The organism is Thermus sp. 2.9, from assembly GCF_000794385.1.
GTDB lineage: Bacteria > Deinococcota > Deinococci > Deinococcales > Thermaceae > Thermus > Thermus thalpophilus.
Genome location: NZ_JTJB01000035.1, coordinates 15,680 through 31,386, shown reverse-complemented (window position 1 = coordinate 31,386; position 15,707 = coordinate 15,680). Strand labels below are relative to the sequence as shown.

19 protein-coding genes and 3 pseudogenes are annotated in these 15,707 nt (G+C 66.6%); 9 read left to right on the top strand and 13 right to left on the bottom strand.

All coding sequences use genetic code 11. The annotated features are described in order from the left end of the window. Positions 1 to 14 precede the first annotated feature (14 nt). The 3 genes and pseudogenes from QT17_RS08875 (at position 15) to QT17_RS08865 (ending at position 2,142) form a co-directional block, all read left to right on the top strand. Positions 15 to 953: an esterase family protein gene (locus tag QT17_RS08875; protein ID WP_039459185.1), complete on the top strand. Its 939-nt coding sequence runs from the start codon at positions 15 to 17 to the stop codon at positions 951 to 953. Beyond that, positions 950 to 1,624: a TerC family protein gene (locus tag QT17_RS08870; RefSeq protein ID WP_039459182.1), complete on the top strand. Its 675-nt coding sequence runs from the start codon at positions 950 to 952 to the stop codon at positions 1,622 to 1,624. Before QT17_RS08875 ends, QT17_RS08870 begins: the two co-directional genes overlap by 4 nt. Next, positions 1,617 to 2,142 (top strand): annotated as a pseudogene (locus QT17_RS08865) (SAM-dependent methyltransferase). Before QT17_RS08870 ends, QT17_RS08865 begins: the two are co-directional and overlap by 8 nt. Here QT17_RS08865 and QT17_RS08860 read toward each other — a convergent pair. Next, entirely contained in the window at positions 2,132 to 4,117 is a 1,986-nt protein-coding gene (locus tag QT17_RS08860) for a (Fe-S)-binding protein (protein WP_039459180.1), read from the bottom strand. The pseudogene QT17_RS08865 and the gene QT17_RS08860 overlap by 11 nt on opposite strands. 74 nt (positions 4,118 to 4,191) lie before the next feature. Between QT17_RS08860 and QT17_RS08855 the strand changes: the two genes are divergently transcribed. Then, positions 4,192 to 4,392, top strand: a complete 201-nt coding sequence (locus QT17_RS08855; RefSeq protein WP_039459178.1) for a hypothetical protein — start codon at positions 4,192 to 4,194, stop codon at positions 4,390 to 4,392. Here the strand turns inward: QT17_RS08855 and QT17_RS08850 are convergent. The 9 genes and pseudogenes from QT17_RS08850 to QT17_RS14045 all read right to left on the bottom strand — a co-directional run bounded on the left by QT17_RS08850 (position 4,371) and on the right by QT17_RS14045 (position 10,019). After that, positions 4,371 to 4,826 (bottom strand): divergent PAP2 family protein, encoded by a 456-nt coding sequence (locus QT17_RS08850; protein WP_039459176.1) that lies wholly within the window; start codon positions 4,824 to 4,826, stop codon positions 4,371 to 4,373. The genes QT17_RS08855 and QT17_RS08850 overlap by 22 nt on opposite strands. Then, positions 4,810 to 5,663 (bottom strand): annotated as a pseudogene (locus QT17_RS08845) (tetrahydrofolate dehydrogenase/cyclohydrolase catalytic domain-containing protein). Before QT17_RS08845 ends, QT17_RS08850 begins: the two are co-directional and overlap by 17 nt. Position 5,664: 1 nt before the next feature. Then, entirely contained in the window at positions 5,665 to 6,120 is a 456-nt protein-coding gene (gene nusB, locus QT17_RS08840; protein WP_039459174.1) for a transcription antitermination factor NusB, read from the bottom strand. Further along, a complete protein-coding gene (locus tag QT17_RS08835; RefSeq protein WP_039459172.1) occupies positions 6,113 to 6,442 on the bottom strand; it encodes an Asp23/Gls24 family envelope stress response protein in 330 nt (109 codons plus the stop codon). The genes nusB and QT17_RS08835 overlap by 8 nt, the downstream gene beginning before the upstream one ends. Positions 6,443 to 6,454: 12 nt before the next feature. After that, positions 6,455 to 7,792, bottom strand: a complete 1,338-nt coding sequence (accC, locus tag QT17_RS08830) for an acetyl-CoA carboxylase biotin carboxylase subunit (RefSeq protein ID WP_039459169.1) — start codon at positions 7,790 to 7,792, stop codon at positions 6,455 to 6,457. Beyond that, a pseudogene (gene accB, locus QT17_RS08825) lies at positions 7,789 to 8,282 on the bottom strand (acetyl-CoA carboxylase biotin carboxyl carrier protein). The gene accC and the pseudogene accB overlap by 4 nt, the downstream one beginning before the upstream one ends. Before the next feature lie 112 nt (positions 8,283 to 8,394). Further along, positions 8,395 to 8,949, bottom strand: a complete 555-nt coding sequence (gene efp, locus QT17_RS08820) for an elongation factor P (RefSeq protein ID WP_039459166.1) — start codon at positions 8,947 to 8,949, stop codon at positions 8,395 to 8,397. Beyond that, a complete protein-coding gene (locus tag QT17_RS08815; protein WP_039459164.1) occupies positions 8,946 to 9,848 on the bottom strand; it encodes a hypothetical protein in 903 nt (300 codons plus the stop codon). Before QT17_RS08815 ends, efp begins: the two co-directional genes overlap by 4 nt. Positions 9,849 to 9,854: 6 nt before the next feature. Then, entirely contained in the window at positions 9,855 to 10,019 is a 165-nt protein-coding gene (locus QT17_RS14045; protein ID WP_200883392.1) for a hypothetical protein, read from the bottom strand. 122 nt (positions 10,020 to 10,141) lie between these two features. Here QT17_RS14045 and QT17_RS14745 point away from each other — a divergent pair, with 122 nt between their 5' ends. After that, positions 10,142 to 10,696, top strand: a complete 555-nt coding sequence (locus tag QT17_RS14745; protein ID WP_014629763.1) for a transposase family protein — start codon at positions 10,142 to 10,144, stop codon at positions 10,694 to 10,696. Between the two features lie 20 nt (positions 10,697 to 10,716). Continuing rightward, a complete protein-coding gene (locus QT17_RS14445; RefSeq protein WP_015716433.1) occupies positions 10,717 to 11,232 on the top strand; it encodes a hypothetical protein in 516 nt (171 codons plus the stop codon). Here the strand turns inward: QT17_RS14445 and QT17_RS08800 are convergent. Genes QT17_RS08800 through QT17_RS08790 form a run of 3 tightly spaced genes read right to left on the bottom strand, consistent with a single transcriptional unit; the run spans position 11,220 to position 14,309 of the window. Then, positions 11,220 to 12,068, bottom strand: a complete 849-nt coding sequence (locus QT17_RS08800) for a S9 family peptidase (protein ID WP_039459156.1) — start codon at positions 12,066 to 12,068, stop codon at positions 11,220 to 11,222. The genes QT17_RS14445 and QT17_RS08800 overlap by 13 nt on opposite strands. 28 nt (positions 12,069 to 12,096) lie before the next feature. Next, a complete protein-coding gene (speB, locus tag QT17_RS08795; protein ID WP_039459155.1) occupies positions 12,097 to 12,978 on the bottom strand; it encodes an agmatinase in 882 nt (293 codons plus the stop codon). 5 nt (positions 12,979 to 12,983) lie between these two features. After that, positions 12,984 to 14,309 (bottom strand): M20/M25/M40 family metallo-hydrolase, encoded by a 1,326-nt coding sequence (locus QT17_RS08790; protein WP_039459153.1) that lies wholly within the window; start codon positions 14,307 to 14,309, stop codon positions 12,984 to 12,986. Between the two features lie 17 nt (positions 14,310 to 14,326). Here QT17_RS08790 and QT17_RS08785 point away from each other — a divergent pair, with 17 nt between their 5' ends. From QT17_RS08785 to QT17_RS08775, 3 genes are all read left to right on the top strand, one after another. Next, positions 14,327 to 14,818, top strand: coding sequence for a roadblock/LC7 domain-containing protein (locus QT17_RS08785; protein ID WP_039459149.1), 492 nt, complete (start codon positions 14,327 to 14,329; stop codon positions 14,816 to 14,818). A gap of 1 nt (position 14,819) precedes the next feature. Further along, entirely contained in the window at positions 14,820 to 15,410 is a 591-nt protein-coding gene (locus QT17_RS08780) for an ATP/GTP-binding protein (protein ID WP_039459146.1), read from the top strand. A 190-nt stretch (positions 15,411 to 15,600) separates the two neighbouring features. Then, the gene (locus QT17_RS08775) at positions 15,601 to 15,705 is read left to right on the top strand and encodes a cytochrome c oxidase subunit 2A (protein WP_039459144.1); all 105 of its coding nucleotides are present in this window, start codon (positions 15,601 to 15,603) and stop codon (positions 15,703 to 15,705) included. Positions 15,706 to 15,707: the final 2 nt, after the last annotated feature.

The following is a 15,707-nucleotide window of genomic DNA, read 5'->3' as shown; positions in this document are numbered from 1 at the left end:
GTTAGAGTATAGCCGTGGTACGGGTAGGCCAAAGGCACGTCACCTTCTACCCTCCCGAAGGGGCCAAGGCCCTCATCGGGGACTTCACCGACTGGGAGCGAAACCCCATCCCCCTGGAGGGCCCCCTCACCCTGGAGTTCCCGGAAGGGGCCTATGTGGAGTACGCCTTCTTGGACCAGGAAGGGAAGCCCTTCCCCGACCCCGACAACCCCGACCGGGCGGAAAACCCCTGGTGGACCTACCCCCGGGCCATACGGCTTCCCGGCTTTCGCTATGAGGCACCCCCCGAGGCCCAAGCAGAGCCCCGGGTGGCCCGGCACCGCATGGAGGAAAGGCGCTACTACGTGGCCGAAACCGGGCCCGCCCCCAAGGCCACGGTGGTGGCCCAGGACGGGGTGGCCTTCTACCGCACCGCCGGGCTCCACAAGGTGGCCCAGGCCCTCCTGGAGCGGGGGGAGATTCCCCCGGTGCGCCTGGTCTTTGTGGAGCCCATAGACCGGAGCCGGGAATACCGCTTCTCCGAGGCCTACGAGGAGGAGTTCCACGCCATCTTGGCCGAGGTGGAAAGGACCTATGGCCCCCTGGGGGAGGTGGTCCTGGTGGGGGCCTCCTTGGGGGGGCTTTTCTCCCTGTGGCAGGCCTGGCGCCACCCAGGGCGCTTCCCCAAGGTCCTCGCCCTCTCCCCCGCCCTCAAGGCCCACCCCGGGGGGATGGACGCCTACCGGGACGAGGAGTGGCTTCCCGCCCGCTTCGCCGAGGCGGAACGTCTGCCCCGCATCTACCTGGAGGTGGGGCTATTGGAGTGGCTCCTTGGGCCCAACCGCCGCTTCGCCGCCCTCCTGGCCGACCGGAAAGCGCCCCACGCCTACCGCGAGCGCCCCTCGGGGCACAACTGGGTCACCTGGAAGCAGGCCCTGGCCCCTGGGCTTCGCTACCTGCTGGGGGAAGGATGAGCCTCGAGGCCCTCCTCGTCCTCCTCTCCGTGGCCGCCTTGGAGGCGCTCCTTTCCGGGGACAACGCCTTGGTCCTTGCGGTGATGGTGAAGCCCCTCCCGCCCCACCTAAGGCGGCGGGCCCTTTTTTATGGAATCCTCGGGGCCTACGTCCTTCGGGGCCTCGCCCTCCTCTTCGCCGTCTACCTCATCCAGCTCTGGTGGGTGGAGATCCTGGGGGGGCTTTACCTCCTCCACCTCATGCATCAACACTTCCGGGACCACGGGGAGGCCAAGCCCCTCCCCGAGGCCGCCGCCCGGGAGTTTTGGCGGGTCGTCCTCCTCATCAACCTGGTGGACTTGGCCTTCGCCGTGGACTCCATCCTGGCGGTGGTGGCCTTCTCCAAGGAGCTTGTCCTGGTGTTTTTGGGCGTGGCCTTGGGCATCCTCTTCATCCGCGTTTTGGCCAGCAGCGTGGTAGCCCTCATGGAGCGGTTCCCCGGGCTGGAAAAGGTGGCCTACGCCCTGGTGGGCTGGGCGGGGGTAAAGCTTCTCCTGGAGGGCGAAGCCACCCTGGCCCACCTCCTCCACCGCCCCGAGCTCGCCCTGGAACTTCCCAAGGCCCTCTTCTGGAGCGGCACCTTCCTTATCCTCCTCGTGGGAAGCTTCCTCGCCTTCCGCCGCCGTGCCTAGGGACTGGGACGCCTTCTACCAAGAAGCACAGGACCGCCCCCCCGCCTTCGTGGTCCGGGCCTATGGGCCCTTTGTGCCGGAAGGCCCAATCTTGGACCTGGCGGGGGGCTTGGGGCGGAACGCCCGCTATTTCCTCGGGCGGGGCCACCCCGTGGTCCTGGTGGAGAAAAGCCGGGTGGCCCTAGGGCGCCTAAAGGGCACCCCGGGCCTCACCCTGGTGGAAGGAGACCTCGAGGCCAACCCCACCCTCCCCCAAGGCCCCTTCGCCGGCATCGTCCTCGCCTATTACGTGAACCGGCCCCTCCTCCGCTCCCTCGCCCCCCTCCTCCGCCCCGGGGGGGCTCCTCCTGGTGGAGGGCTTCACCCAGGAGGAGGCGAGGCGCCGGGGCAAGGAGGGTAGCCCCTTCTACTGGGGCCCTTACGAACTCCTAACCCCTCCCCCTGGCCTCGCCCTAAGGGCCTACGGGGAGGGGTGGCGGGAGGGCTACCGGGCCTTCGCCGTCTACCTCAGGCCTTGAGGGCCTTGGCCACCAGCTCGGCGATGTCCAGCACCTCGGGGGCGTTTGCGTCCTGGGCGGTTTCCACGTTCATCATGGCCATGCAGAAGGGGCAACCCGTGGCGATGACCTCGGCCCCCGTGGCCCTGAGTTCCTGGTAGCGGTTCTCGGAAACCCGCATGGCCCCGGGCTCCTCCTCCTTCCAGAACTGGGCCCCGCCCGCCCCGCAGCAGAAGCTCTGCTCCCGGCTCCTCGGCGGCTCGGCCACGGCCAGGCCCACCCCCTTGAGCACCTCCCGGGGGGCCTCGTAGACCCCGTTGTGGCGGCCCAGGTAGCAGGGATCGTGGAAGACCACCTTGCGGGTCTCCTCGTTCACCCGAAGCCTCCCCGAGCGTAAAAGCTCGGCGATGAACTCCGAGTGGTGGACCACCCGGTAGTTTCCGCCGAAGTCCGGGTACTCGTTCTTAAGGGTGTGGAAGCAGTGGGGGCAGGTGGTGACAATGGTCTTGGGAGCCACCTGGTTCAGGGTTTCCACGTTCTCCGTGGCCAGCTGGAAGAAGAGGTACTCGTTCCCCGCCCGCCTCGCCGCATCCCCCGTGCACTTTTCCTTCCGGCCCAAGACCGCCCAGTCCACCCCGCTGGCGTGGAGGATCTCCACCATGCTCCGGGCGATCTTCTGCGCCCTCGGGTCGTAGCTGGGGGCGCACCCCACCCAGTAGAGGACCTCGGGGTTCGGCTTTTCCTCCACCGTGGGCACGCTAAGCCCCTCGGCCCAGTCCAGGCGCTTGTCCTGGCCGATGCCCCAGGGGTTGCCCGAGCGCTCCATGCCCCGGAAGGCGTTGTTGAGCTCCTGGGGGAAGGCCCCTTCCATGAGCACCTTGGCCCGGCGCACGTCCAGGATGTGGAGCATCTGCTCGTTGCCCACGGGGCAGACCTCCACGCAGGCCATGCAGGTGGTGCAGGCCCAAAGGGCTTCCTCGTTCAGGGCGAAGTCCATGAGGGGCCTGGGGCTTTCCTTGCCCGCGGCGAAGTCCTTTAGGATCTCGTTGAGCTCGTAGCGCTCGGAGATGAGGATGGCGGCGGGGCTTAAGGCCTTGCCCGTGGTGTAGGCGGGGCAGGCCTCCTGGCAGCGGTTGCACATGATGCAGGCGTAGGCGTCCAGAAGGCGCTTCCAGGAAAGGTCTTCCAGCTTTTCCGCTCCGAACTTCTCCTCCTCCTTCTCAAAGTCCAAGGGCAGGAGCGCCCCCGGCCTCTCCTTGCGGAAGGCCAGGTTGATGGGGGCCATGAGGAGGTGGATGTGCTTGGAGCGGGGGAAGTAGGGGAGGAAGAGGAGGATGGAGCCCAAGGCGCCCCACCAGAAGAAGTGTTCCAGGAAGGTCAACTGGGATGGGGAAAGCCCCGCCAAGGCCTGGCCCAGGGCGCTGGCCACGGGCTGGAAGGGGTCGGGGCCTTCCTGGGCGAGGCTCGCCGCCTTGGAGAGGAGGCGGCTTCCCACGTGGAAGATGATGAAGGCCCCCACGATGGCGGAGTCCTTGGGGATGCCCTGGCGCACCTTCTCGTGAAGGGGAACATTGGGGTTCCAGGTGAAGTCCTTGGGGGCCACCACGTAGCGCCGGAGCATGAGGCCCAGGATGCCCACCAGGATGAGGGCGGTGAGGAGGTCGGCGAGGAGGTTGTAGGGGTTCCAGAGGCCGCCTCGGGCGTGGAGGGGAAAGTAGCCCTCCAAAAGGTCCACCAGGTTCACCAGGAGATAGTAGACGAAGCCGTAGAAGACGAAGGCGTGGAGGAGGGAAACGAGGGGCCTTCGCTTGAAGACGGTCTCTTGGGTGAGGACGGCCCAGATGGCCCTTCCAAAGCGTTCCGGCAGGCGGTCAAACCGGTCCTCGGGCCGCCCTCGCCGGATGGCCAGGTACACCCGGCGGAAACCGGTGTAGGCGTGGTAAAGGCTTACCGCCGCCACCAGGAGGAAGAGGATTTTTTCCGCTAGGGTCAACATGGAAACGCCCTCCTTATACTCGGTAAAAGTTTACCCCATTCCCCGCCCATGGCAAGAGCGTACAATGGAGCCCCGTGGAAACCGTAGCCTTGGCGGTTCTGCTCCTCTTCGGGCTTTTGAACCTCTTCGTCTTCCACCGCTTCCGAAAGCCCCTCTTGCCCCTGGTTCTGGTCCTCTTCCTGAGCCTTTTCGTCTTCTTTCTGGCCCCGGTTTTGGGCCTTCTCGTCTTTCTGCTAGGCCAAACCCTGGCCTTTTACGCCGCCGGGAAGAGGTGATAGCTGAGGAAGGCCACCAAGGCCCCCAGGAGGGCCCCCACCAGGACCTCGAGGTAGGTGTGGCCAAGAAGCTCCTTCAAGGGCTCGGGGGCGGGGCCTTTTTCCAGGACCTTCTGGAGCTCCTGGACGAGCTGGTTGAGGAGTTGGGCGTGAAGCCCAGCGGCGCGGCGAATGCCGGTGGCGTCGTACATGACGATGAGGGCGAAGACGGCGGCCACGGCGAAAAGGGAGCTGCCAAACCCCTCCTCCAGGCCCACGGCCACCGCCAAGGCGCTCACCGTGGCGGAGTGGGAGCTCGGCATCCCCCCGGTTTCCAAAAAGCGCTCCCACTGGAAGCGGCCCTCCAGGAGGTAGTAGAGGAAAAGCTTCAGGGTCTGGGCCAGGAAGTTGGCCAGGATGGCGGTCCAGAATACCTGGTTATGAAGAAGCTCCATGCCGCCTCAGGAGGGCCGCCTTCAAGGTGTTGGCCATGAGCATGGCCACGGTCATGGGACCCACGCCCCCGGGGACGGGCGTCAGGGCGGAGGCCACCTCCGCCACCTCGGGGTGGACGTCCCCAAGGAGCCTCCCCTCCACCCGGTTCACCCCCACGTCCACCACGATGGCGCCGGGGCGGACCCACTCCTTGCGCACCAGGTGGGGCCGACCCACGGCCACCACCAGGACCTCCGCCCGGCGCGTCACCTCGGGGAGGCCCTCCGTCTTGGAGTGGGCCACGGTGACCGTGGCGTCCTCCCGCAGAAGAAGCCCGGCCAAGGGCTTCCCCCACGATGTTGAGCGGCCCAGGACCACCACCTCCTTGCCCCGTAGCGGCACCCCCATGGTGCTGGAGGAGACGGAGGATGCCTAAGGGGGTGCAGGGGAAAAGCCCTTCCCCCCCCGCTCCAAAGCCGCCCCACGTTCACCGGGTGGAAGCCGTCCACGTCCTTCAGGGGGTGGATGGCCTCGAGGACCCGCTCCGCGCGGATGTGGGGAGGAAGGGGAAGCTGCACCAGGATCCCGTCCACCTCCTCGTCGGCGTTGAGCTCGGCGATGCGGGAAAGAAGGGCCTCCTCCGGGAAGTCCTCGGGGTAGACCTCCACCTGGCTCTTAAACCCAAGCTCCCGGGCCCGCTTGTCCTTGAGCCGCACGTAGGACACCGAGGCCGGGTCCTCCCCCAACCGGATCACCCGCAAGGAGGGAACGAAGGAAAGGGCGGCGAGCTTCTTTCGGAGTTCGGCGTAGACCGCCTCCGCCACCTCGTGGCCGGAAAGCGTACGGGCTAGGGTCATCCTAAGCCTCCTTGGCCACGGCCTTAAGCTCCCCCTCCTGGATCCGCCGGTAAAGGCGGCCCAGCACCCCATTGACGAAGGCCCCGGAGTGCTCCCCACCGTAGCGGTTGGCGATCTTCACCGCCACCTCAATGAGGGGGGCAAAGGGGGTGGGCTCGTGGAGCATCTCGTAGGTGGCCAGGCGGAGTACGGTGAGGTCGGTCTTGGACATCTGGGCGAAGTCCCAACCCTCCACCGTTTCCCCAAGCACCCGGTCCACCTCCTCTTGGTGGGCCTTGTATCCCTCCAGGAGCCGCCTGGCGAAGGCGATCCCCTCCTCGTCCAGGGCGTCCCCGTACGGGTCGTCCTCCCCGCCCATCTCCTCCAGGGCGTGGCGGAAGGCCTCCTCCAGGTCCACGCCCCCTTGGGTGTGGGCGAAGAGGGCGCGCATGGCCAGCTCCCGCGCCCGCCTAAGCATGGACCTCCTTGCGGTACTCCACCTGGGCCACGGTGAGGTTCACCGCCTTCACCGCCTCCCCGGTGGCCAGGAATAGGGCCTCGGCCACCGCCTTTTGCACGGACTGGGCCAGCTCCGGGATGGCCAGGCCGTAGTCCACGGAAAGGACCAGGTCCACCACGAGCCCCTCCGGGGTCCTTTCCACCTTCACCGGCTTGACGCGGCGGAAGACCTCCCCCAAGGAGCGGGGGGCGGCTTCCCAGGGCCGCACCCCCTCCAGGCCTTCCAAGGCGTGGAGGACCAGGGCCTCGAGGGCATGGTCGCTGATCTCGTAATCCACCATCACACGCCCAGTCTACATCTCCATCCGCCGGGCCACGAAGTTGGTGTAGACCGCCCCGCGGCGGAAGAAAGCGTTTTGCATCACCTTCTGGTGGAAGGGGATGGTGGTCTTGAGCCCCGGGCCCTCAATCACCGTCTCGGAAAGGGCCCGCTCCATGCGGCGGATGGCCTCCTCCCGGGTGGGGGCCCAGGCGATGATCTTGGCGATGAGGCTGTCGTAATGGGGCGGGATCTGGTAGCCGGCGTAGAGGTGGCTGTCCACCCGGACGCCGGGCCCCCCGGGGAAAAGAAGGGTTTCCACCTTGCCGATGGAGGGCCTGAAGCCCTTCTCCGGGTCCTCGGCGTTCACCCGCACCTCTATGGCGTGGCCCCGGACCCCTATCTCCTCCTGCTTCAGCCAAAGCTTCTCCCCCTGGGCGATACGGAACTGGGCTTGGACCAGGTCTATCCCCGTGATCATCTCGGTCACGGGGTGCTCCACCTGGATGCGGGTATTCATCTCAATGAAGTAGAAGTTCCCCTCTTTGTCCACCAAGAACTCCAGAGTGCCCGCGGACACGTAGCCCACGTGGGCCGCCAGGCGCACCGCCGCCTCGGCGATGGCCTTGCGGGTCTCGTAGGGAAGGATACTCGGGGCCTCCTCCAAAAGCTTCTGGTGGCGGCGCTGGATGGAGCAGTCCCGCTCCCAGAGGTGGACCACCCGCTCCCCGTCCCCCAGGACCTGGATCTCTATGTGCTTGGGCTCCTCAATGTACTTCTCCAGGTAGACGGCGGGGTTGCCGAAGGCGGCCCGGGCCTCCTCCTGGGCCTGCTGCACCGCCCGCTCCAGCTCCTCCTCCGTGTGCACCACCCGCATGCCCCGGCCGCCCCCCCCGGCGGAGGCTTTCAGGATCACGGGGTAGCCGATCTCCAACGCCGCCCGCTTGGCCTCCTCCACGCTCCCCACCTCGTCGGTGCCGGGCACCGTGGGCACCCCTGCCTCCCGGGCCACCTTGCGGGCCGTGGCCTTGTCCCCCAGGGCCCGCATGTTCTCCGGGGTGGGGCCGATGAAAGTGATGCCATGCTCCCGGCACATCTCGGCAAAGGTGGCGTTTTCCGCAAGAAAGCCGTAGCCCGGGTGGATGGCATCCGCCCCGGTGACGATGGCGGCGGAGAGGAGGTTGGGGATGTTCAGGTAGCTCTGGCCCGAGGGGGGTGGGCCGATGCAGATGGCCTCGTCCGCCAGGAGGACGGGCAGGCTCTTCTCGTCCGCGGTGGAATGGGCCACCACCGTTTTAATGCCGAGCTCCTTGGCGGCCCGGATGATCCGTAAGGCGATCTCGCCCCGGTTGGCGATGAGGACCTTTTTCATACCGGCTGGATGAGGAAGAGGGGCTGGCCGTACTCCACGGGCTCCCCGTTTTGCACCAGGATCTTCTTCACGATCCCGGAAACCTCCGACTCAATCTCGTTCATGAGCTTCATGGCCTCAATGATGCAGAGGACCTGGCCCTTCTCCACCCGGTCCCCCTCCTTCACGTAGGGGGGGCATCGGGGGCCGGGGCCCGGTAGAAGGTGCCCACGATGGGGGCGCGGATCTCCACGCACCCGGCGCACTCGTCCTCCTTGGGAGGCGCCTTGGGGGCCTCCGCCGGGGTGGAGGCGGGGGCGGGGGGGTGGGGAACCTCGGCCTGGGGTAGGGGGGCCAGGGCCTGGGCCGGGGCTGGGGCAGGCACCGCCACCACCTGCACCTCCCCCCCACGCCGCACGGTGAGCTTGTAGTCGGGGGTTTCCAGGGTGAGCTCGCTCACCCCGTGCTCCACCAAAGCCTGCAGGATCTGCTTGAGCTCCTTGGGCGTCATAGGGGCACCTCGTGGCATAAAGCTTACCTTATGGTCGGCAAGGGCCACGCCTGCTTAGACCAGGTCAAAACGTGGAGGGGCCCGGGTGTCCCCGGGCCCCCCTTCCCCTCCCTCAAGCCCGGCCCACGTACTGGCCGGTGCGGGTGTCCACCTTGATAACCTCCCCCGGCTCCACAAACAGGGGGACCTGCACCACCGCCCCGGTTTCCAGGGTGGCGGGCTTGGAGCCCCCGGAAACCGTATCCCCCCGCACCCCGGGGGGCGTGTCCACCACCTTGAGCTCCACCACCGTGGGTGGGGTGATTTTGAGGGGGCGGCCCTCGTACATGTCCCCCAGCACGGTCATCCCCTCCTTGAGGAAGCGGGCCGCCTCCACCCGGTCTTTGGGCACGTGGAACTGCTCGTAGGTTTCCAGGTCCATGAAGACGAGCTCGTCTCCTTCGGGGTAGAGGTACTGGAGCTCGCGGGTTTCCACGTAGATGTCCTCCAACTTCTCCCCCGAGTTGAAGGTGCGCTCAATGGTGGCCCCGGTTTCCAAGTTCTTGAACCTGGCCACCACCTTGGCCCCCCCGCGGCCGATCTTCTGGTGCTGGTATTCCACGCACTCAAAGAGGCCGCCCTCCATCTTCACCTTGGTTCCGGGTCGTAGGTCGGTCACGCTGATCATGCTTCCTCCTGCAGGTCCAAGACCTGGGGCTTAAGCCCTAAGAGGTCAATATACCGAAGGTAATCCGCCTCGGTGAGCTCCCGCCCCGCCAAGGCCACCAAGAGGGCCTCCATGACGTTGGTGCCAAAGCTCCGGCCGTTCAGGCGGGGGGTGGTGGTGATGAGGCGCCTCACGCCCCGCGCCCTTAGGAAGGCCACGTCCTCGAGGGTGGTGGTGTTGGTGAGCACCGTCTTCCCCCGCATGTCCTCAGGCATATAGCGGCGGATGTAATGCCAGTCCCCGGCCACCAAATCGGCCCAACGGTAGTAACGGCTCCGCCAGTCCACCCTGCCGCCTTCCTGCTTCTCCCCCGTGGGGTAAAGGAGGTGAAAGGGAAGCTGGGTGAGGAGGGGAAGGAGGAGGTAAGCGAGCTTCTGCAAAAAGGAAAGGCTATAGAGGGGGATGGGCAGGCCCAAGGCGAAGATGAAGTCGCCGTAGAGGACCTTGGCCCCCGCCTCCCAAAGGGCCTCCGCCAACCCGAAGCGGTCCACGGCGGAAGGGAGAAGCACCTTGGTGTTCTTCCAGTCTATGAGGGGGGCGAGCTCCCCCACCGCCCGCCGCTCCAGGGTGTGCTTGAGCCCAGAGCCGTCCACCACCGGGGTCTTCCGCGCCGCCTCCTTGAGGCGCTTGGCGTCCTTAATGACGTAGCGCCGGCCCCCGGCCACCAAATAGAGGTCAATCCCCCCAAGGCCGATGGCGTCCACCTGGCCGTCCAACTCCCGGATGAGGGCCACCGCCTTCTTTAGGTCCCCGTCGGTCCCCCGCCGCTCCAAGACCACCTTCTCCCCGATAAGCTCCACCTCCGCCACGGAGTCGCGGCGGCTTGACCCCAGGGAAACGGATACCACGCGCTTGGCCACGGGAAGCTATTCTAGCCGAAGGAGTAGGCCGAGGAGCCAGGCGAAAAGGCCCAGGAGGAGGAAGGCCCCGCTACCCCGCACCCCCAAGACCCGGGCCAAGGCGGCCAGCACCAAAAGGCCAAACCCGACGGCGAAAAGGAGCTTGTCCCAAGCGGCGAAGAAGGCGGCCATACCCCTAAAAGCCTAGCGCAGGACCCGCCTTAAGAAGGCTAAGGCACGCTCCCGGAGCGGCGGTCCACCTCTCCCTGGAAGCAGACTTGACCTATATGCGGCTCCTGGAGTAAAGAGGGGGCATGACCCTGCGCGAAGCCCTGTCCCAGATCCCCGACCCCCGGGCCCGCAACCGGCAGTACCCCCTTTGGGGCCTCCTGGCCCTCATCCTGGTGGCTTTTCTTTCCCGCGTGGACTCCCTGAGGGGCGTGGAACGCTTCGCCCGCGCCAACCCCCACCTCTTGCCCCACCTGGGCCTGCGCAAGGCCCCAGGCCACACCGCCATCACCCTTCTCCTTCACCGCCTGGATCCTGAAAAGCTCCAAGCGGCCCTCCTCCAGGTCTTCCCCGAAGCCGACCTTGGGGAAGTCCTGGTGGTAGACGGGAAGCACCTGCGGGGAAGCGGCAAGGGGAAAAGCGCCCAGGTGAAGCTGGTGGAGGTCCTGGCCCTGCACCTCCATACCACCCTGGCCCAGGCCCGGGCGGAGGGGAGGGAGGACCAAGCCCTTTTGGAGCTCCTGGACCGCCTGGGGGCGGAGGGGCTCAAGGGGAAGGTGGTGGTGGGGGACGCGGGGTACCTGTACCCGGAGTTAGCGGGGAAGGTGGTGCAAAAAGGGGGGCGTACCTCTTTGTCCTGAAGGCTAACCAGGGGGAACTTTTGGAGTGGGCCTTGGAGGTGTTCAAGGGCATGGAGGAGAGGCGGCTTCCTGGCGAGACCGAGGCGGTGTGGAATCTGGTGCGGGATGGGGAGGTGTGGACCTACCGGGTTTGGGCTTCCCCCTACCTGCCGGAAGAGGTGCGGGCCTTCCCTGGGGCCAGGCAGGTGGTGCGGATGGAGCGGGAGGTGAGGCACAAGGGGACGGGGGAGGTGCGGCGGACGGTGAGCTACGCCCTCACCAGCTTGGGGCCGGAGGTGGCGGAGGCGAGGCGGCTTGGGGAGCTTCTCCTTTACCGGTGGGAGGTAGAGAACCGGTCCTTTTGGGTACGGGACGTTCTCCTCCACGAGGATGCCTGCCAGGTGCGGGGGGTGGGGGCACAGGTCTTGGCGGCCCTCCGGGCCTTTCTGGTCTCCATGCTTCACCGCCAAGGGGTCAGGGAGAAGAAGGCGGCCTTGGAGGCCTTCTCCTTCAACCCCCTCTCCGCCCTGCGCTTCCTGGGGCTCTATGCGGTATAGCGGTCAAGTCTGCCCTGGAAGAGGTGCCCCCCCGGGTAGCTAAAGCACTCCACGGGCTTGCCCAGGGCCTTAAGCCTCCGGCAAGGCGCCCACGACCACTCAGGGGGAACCTGGGCGTCCTGTAGCCCATGGTGAACGCTGTAGGGCACGGAGAGTTCCGCCAGGTAGGTCCAAGGGGAGGCCTGGCGCAGGACCTCGGGGGAAAGGGTGTAAAGCTCCCCACCCCGCCTGCCCCCGGACCACTGGAGGATCCTCTCCAGGTTACGCCTTTCGTCCCCGCTCATGCTTCCGTAGAGGACCACCCCCTTAAGCTTGGGGTCCACCAGGCTCACCACCTGGGCGATGCCGCCCCCCATGGAGTGGCCGAAGAGGGCGATGCGGGAGGCATCCGCCTGGGGAAAGGCTCCCCGGCGCACCTCGGCCAAAAGGTTTAGGACGTCCACGGCGTAGGCGTGGCGAAGCCCCTGGGCCGGGGCCCCCTCCGAGGGGGGGTGGCCCCGGTAGTTGGGGTGGAGGACCAAGAAGCCCTCCTGGGCAAGCCAGTCGGCGTACCGGGTGGTGTAGGCCAGGAGGCGGTAGCGGCTCGGCTCCACGTAGCCGTGGAGGACCACCACCACGGGGAAGGGCCCCTGGCCCTTGGGGAGGTTGGCGAAGCCGTGGACCCTAAGGCCATCGGAAAGGTGGGAAAACTGCACCCGGGTGAAGCGGGCCCCCTCCTCCAAGACCCGCTCCACCCGGAAGCCCCCCTCCCCGTAGGTCCGGGCCCGAAGCTCGGGGAGGGTGAGGACCTGGGCTAGGGCGGGGGCAAAAAGGAAGAGAAAGAGGCCGAGGCGCATGCCCCAAGGCTACGGGAAGACGCCCTTCCTAACTGTGCTCCCCTTCCGGGGAAAGCCACCGGGCCTGGAGCGCCTTCAGGCCGATGGCGTGGTAGACGAGCTGGGCCGCGGTCATCTCGGCGTGGAACTGGCCGTTAGGGGAAAGCTCCACGAAGTCCATGCCCACCACCTCCTTCTCGGCGAAGACCGCCTCCAGGAGGTCCACCGCCTGGCGGTAGGTGAGCCCCCCGGGCAAGGGGGTGCCCACGCTGGGCATCACCGCGGGGTCCAGGGCGTCAAAGTCAAAGCTGATGTAAACCCGCTTCCCCAAGGCGGCCAGGATCTCCTTTAGGGGAAGCCCCTCTTTGTGCAGCCGGTGGGCGGGGAAAAGGGCCACGCCCCGCTCCCTTGCCAGGCGCAAGGAGTCAAGGTCCATGGCCCTAATCCCCACCTGGACCAGGGGAAACCCCTCCTGGAGGAGGCGGTAAAAGGGGGAGGCGTGGGAGTAAGGAGAACCCTGCCACTCCGGGTAGAGGTCGGCGTGGGCGTCAATGTGGAGGAGGGACAACTCCCCCAAGGCCTCCCGGTGGGCCACGACCAGGGGATGGGTGACCGAATGGTCCCCCCCGAGGGCCACCAGGAACTTCCCCGCCTTCAGGTGGGCCAAAGCCGCCTCCCGGATTAGGCGGTGGCTCGCCTCGGCGCTTCCCGCCACCCAGGGCACGGGCTCGGCGGCGTGGATCCCCGCTTCCTCGGGGGCGATGCCGAGCTCCAGGAGGAAGGGCTCCAGTTCCCGGCTCGCCAGGAGGATGGCCTCGGGGCCCCGGCGGGCGCCGGGGAGGAAGGAAAGGGAAAGATCGTAGGGCACGGGCAGGACCACCACCCGCGCCGCCTCGTAAGGGGTGTCCTGTTCGCCAAAGACGAGGCGCATAGCCTTTAGAGGATACCGAAGAAGCGCTCCATCAGGCGCAGGATGGCCAGGGTGCCCCGCTCAAAGTCCCGGATGCGGATGTGCTCGTTGGGGCTATGCACGCGGCTCCCCGGGTAACCCACCCCCAGGCCCACCGCCGGGGCCTTCAGGTGGTGGAGGAAGGGGTACATGGGGCCGGAGCCCGCCATGTTGGGGTAGAGGACCGCCTTCGCCCCAAAAGCTTCCTCCAACGCCTTCCGCGCCAGGTCCACGAAGGGGTGGGATAAGTCGGAGCGGGCGGGGCGCTCCCCCTTTTCCAGGACCACCACCTCCACGTCGTGGAAGCCTTGGGCCTCGAGGTGGCCCCTTAGGAGCGAGGGTATCTCCTCGGGGTCTTGGTCCGGCACCAGGCGGAAGTCCAGCTTGGCGTAGGCCTCCGCCGGAAGCACGGTCTTGGAACCAGGCCCCCCGTAGCCCGAATGGAAGCCGTTGATGTTCACGCAAGGCTCGGCGTACAGCCTCTGGTTGAACTCCAGGTTCCTGGCCCCGCCCAGGAAGTCCCGCACGCCGAAGGCCTCTTTCAACGCCTCGCTTTCGTCGGGGATCTCCGCCAAGACCTCCAGCTCTAAAGGCGTGAGGGGGCGCACCTTGGCGTAGAAGCCGGGGATCAAGACCCTCCCCTCCTCGTCCCGCAGGGAGGCCAGGGCCCGGCTCAGGCGGTAGATGGGGTTTTCCACCACCGCCCCGTAGGAGGAGTGCAGGTCATAGCGGGCGGTGCGCACCCGTAGCTCCAAGGCCACGATCCCTTTCAGCCCGGCGTAGAGGTAGGGCCGCCCCCTCGCGTCCACCCCGCCCGCCTCCCAGAGGATGGCGTCCGCCTGGAGGCGGGGGGCGTGGGCTTCCACGTAGGCCTCGAGGTGGGGGCTCCCCACCTCCTCCTCCCCCTCCACCACGAACTTCACCCGGGGCAAAAACCCGTGCTTCTCCCGGAAAAGCTTGAGCGCCATAAGCCTGGCCACCAGCTCCCCCTTGTCGTCATGGGTGCCCCGGCCGTACCAGGCTCCGTCCCGCTCCACCAGGGTAAAGGGGTCGCTTTCCCAAAGTTCCAAGGGGTCCGGGGGCTGGACATCGTAGTGGTTGTAAAAAAGAAGGGTCTTCCCCCCCTCCCCGCCCTCGGCGTAGACCACCGGAGGACCATACCCCTCCGCTAGCTCCGCCGTCAGCCCTAGGTCCCTGAAGAGCGCCGCCACCTTTTCCGCCCCCTCGGCCAAGGCCTTGCCCTCGGCGCTCACCGTGGGCAGCGCCACCAGCTCCGCAAGAAGCGCCCTTGCCTCCTCCAAAAAAGGCCTCATGGTAGACTGAGCATACTATGGTGGAACCTTCCCTGGTCCTCTACGGAGGCCCCTACGAGCGGGCCATGGACGTCCTGGAGGAAACCTTACGGGAAACCGGGGCCCGCTACGCCCTCTTCATTGACCGCAAGGGCTTCGTTCTAGCCCACAAGGAGGCCCTCTGGGCCCCTAAGCCCCCGCCCCTAGACTCCCTGGCCACCCTGGTGGCGGGCAACGCCGCCGCCACCCAGGCCCTGGCCAAGCTTCTGGGCGAGGCCCGCTTCCAGGAAGTGGTGCACCAGGGCGAGCGCATGGGCCTCTACGTGGACGAGGCCGGGGAGCACGCCCTTTTGGTTCTGGTCTTTGACGAGAACGCCCCTTTGGGCAAGGTGAAGCTTTACGGCAAGCGGGCGGCGGAAGCCCTGGCTAGGCTCGCCGCGGAAGCCCTGGCCAATCCGCCCAAGCTCAACCTGGACACCCAGTACCGCGAGGAAGCCAAGGCCCTTTTGGACGAACTCTTCGGCAACTAGCATGAGCACCATCAACTTCGCCAACCGCGAGATCAACTTCAAAATCGTCTACTACGGCCCCGGCCTCTCGGGCAAGACCACCAACCTCAAGTGGATTTACGGCAAGATCCCAGAAGGCCGCAAGGGGGAGATGGTTTCCCTGGCCACCGAGGACGAGCGCACCCTCTTCTTTGACTTCCTGCCCTTGGACCTGGGGGAGGTCAAGGGTTTTAAAACCCGTTTCCACCTCTACACCGTGCCCGGACAGGTCTTCTACAACGCAAGCCGCAAGCTCATCCTCCGGGGCGTGGACGGCATCGTCTTCGTGGCCGACTCCGCCCCTAACCGCCTTCGGGCCAACGCCGAGAGCATGCGCAACATGCGGGAGAACCTGGCGGAATACGGCCTCAAGGTGGAAGACCTCCCCGTGGTCCTCCAGGTGAACAAGCGCGACCTCCCCGACGCCCTCCCCGTGGAGATGGTGCGGGCGGTGGTGGACCCGGAGGGGCGCTTTCCCGTGTTTGAGGCGGTGGCCACCGAAGGCAAAGGGGTGTTTGAAACCCTAAAGGAGGTGAGCCGCCTGGTCCTGGCCCGGGTGGGAAGCGGGGCCTAAGCCAAGCCAGGCCAGGGGCCGGGAGTGCTTCCCGGCCCCGACTATTTACCCCCCTCTGGTATGTTGAGCTCTGTAGGGACATTTGTCCCGAAATAGTGCGTGCGATAGGGACAAATGTACTTCACCCTTCCCCGAGGTTTTTGCTACCCTAACCCCCGTATACGGCACACCGCCGTTAGGGAGGCAGGGTATGGAGGAAAAACCAGTCGGTGCCATGGGAGTAATAGTGGTTCTTACCCTCACCATCTTGGTCTTCTGGCTGGGGGTATATGCCCTTTTCTTCGCTAGGGGGTAAGC

Coding starts and splice junctions, on each gene's coding strand:
- QT17_RS14045 (WP_200883392.1), bottom strand. CDS start 10,019: ATGGCCGCCTTCTTCGCCGCTTGGGACAAGCTCCTTTTCGCCGTCGGG.
- nusB (WP_039459174.1), bottom strand. CDS start 6,120: ATGCTTAGGCGGGCGCGGGAGCTGGCCATGCGCGCCCTCTTCGCCCAC.
- QT17_RS08780 (WP_039459146.1), top strand. CDS start 14,820: ATGAGCACCATCAACTTCGCCAACCGCGAGATCAACTTCAAAATCGTC.
- speB (WP_039459155.1), bottom strand. CDS start 12,978: ATGCGCCTCGTCTTTGGCGAACAGGACACCCCTTACGAGGCGGCGCGG.
- QT17_RS14745 (WP_014629763.1), top strand. CDS start 10,142: ATGACCCTGCGCGAAGCCCTGTCCCAGATCCCCGACCCCCGGGCCCGC.
- QT17_RS08800 (WP_039459156.1), bottom strand. CDS start 12,068: ATGCGCCTCGGCCTCTTTCTCTTCCTTTTTGCCCCCGCCCTAGCCCAG.
- QT17_RS08790 (WP_039459153.1), bottom strand. CDS start 14,309: ATGAGGCCTTTTTTGGAGGAGGCAAGGGCGCTTCTTGCGGAGCTGGTG.
- QT17_RS08870 (WP_039459182.1), top strand. CDS start 950: ATGAGCCTCGAGGCCCTCCTCGTCCTCCTCTCCGTGGCCGCCTTGGAG.
- QT17_RS08785 (WP_039459149.1), top strand. CDS start 14,327: ATGGTGGAACCTTCCCTGGTCCTCTACGGAGGCCCCTACGAGCGGGCC.
- efp (WP_039459166.1), bottom strand. CDS start 8,949: ATGATCAGCGTGACCGACCTACGACCCGGAACCAAGGTGAAGATGGAG.
- QT17_RS08850 (WP_039459176.1), bottom strand. CDS start 4,826: ATGGAGCTTCTTCATAACCAGGTATTCTGGACCGCCATCCTGGCCAAC.
- accC (WP_039459169.1), bottom strand. CDS start 7,792: ATGAAAAAGGTCCTCATCGCCAACCGGGGCGAGATCGCCTTACGGATC.
- QT17_RS08835 (WP_039459172.1), bottom strand. CDS start 6,442: ATGGTGGATTACGAGATCAGCGACCATGCCCTCGAGGCCCTGGTCCTC.
- QT17_RS08860 (WP_039459180.1), bottom strand. CDS start 4,117: ATGTTGACCCTAGCGGAAAAAATCCTCTTCCTCCTGGTGGCGGCGGTA.
- QT17_RS08775 (WP_039459144.1), top strand. CDS start 15,601: ATGGAGGAAAAACCAGTCGGTGCCATGGGAGTAATAGTGGTTCTTACC.